Here is a 1037-nt window from a genome sequence, read left to right as displayed (position 1 = left end):
GGTAGCGTATACGAAATTGTGTCACCAAATCCATAGACATTATGGAGAGCAATCAAATAGCCTTCCTCCAAAGGAAACACGAAAGAAAGGAGGAGGAAGGCTATGCGAAATTCCAAGGAACAACTCTCAAGAGAAATGGTGGCACGGGCAAAGGAAGAGGTCAAGCAGAGGGAAAAGGCGATCATGCAGCGCCTCATGGCCGAAGAAAGGCAGCTCTTCCTGGAGGAGCACCCTGAGGACAGGGGCAACGGGTTCTACGAGCGCACCCTGCTCACCTCAAGCGGGATCATAGAGGATCTCCGGGTGCCCAGGACGCGCTCCGGGGAGTTCTACCCGGCCATCCTCCCCGGGAAGAGGAGGGCCTCCGTCGATTTGGGGGATCTCGTCCTTCTCATGTTCCAGTGCGGGATCTCGACCAGGAAGATCCAGCAGGTCCTGGAGGGAGTCTACGGGGCCTTCTACTCCCATGCAAGCATCGCCAGGCTCACCCAGGTGGCGGAGGAGGAGATAGAGGCCTGGAGGATGCGGCCGCTCAAGAGGGCTTACTTCTCGGTGATCATCGATGCCGTCTTCCTCTCCCTCAAGAGGGGCAGCTACAAGAAAGAGCCCGTCTACATCGCCCTGGGGACGGACCACGAGGGGGAAAGGGAGATCCTGGGCTTCTGGGTCCTGGGGTCGGAGGGGGAGAGCGCTCAAGCCTGGCGGGAGATCCTGGGGGAACTGAAGGAAAGGGGGGTGGAACGGGTAGAGATCGTGGTCTCCGACGATCTTCCCGGGATAGAGGAGGCCACCTCCTCCGTATTTCCCGGAGCCGATCACCAGCTGTGCATCACCCATGCCATGCGCAACTCCCAGAGAAAGGTGCGAAGAAGGGACTGGGAGGAGGTATCCCAGGACCTAAAAGCCATCTACCGGGCTTTCAGCATAAAGGAGGCCGAGGAGGCCTTCCAGGCCTTCCAGGAGGCGTGGAAGAAGCGCTATCCTAACCTGGTGCGCTACTGGAGGGAGAATTTTGCCTCCCTCACCGCCTTCCTTAA

The 1037-nt window shown here is 58.7% G+C and carries 1 protein-coding gene; it reads left to right on the top strand.

Features of this window, described 5'->3' with window-relative positions:
• Positions 1–102 precede the first annotated feature (102 nt).
• On the top strand, positions 103–1037 hold a 935-nt coding region (locus tag QME84_12700), incomplete at its 3' end, for an IS256 family transposase (protein ID MDI6875122.1).

This window comes from Actinomycetota bacterium, from assembly GCA_030019255.1.
In the GTDB taxonomy this organism is placed as follows: Bacteria; Actinomycetota; Geothermincolia; order Geothermincolales; family RBG-13-55-18; genus Solincola_A.
This window is presented reverse-complemented; position numbering and strand designations above follow the sequence as displayed.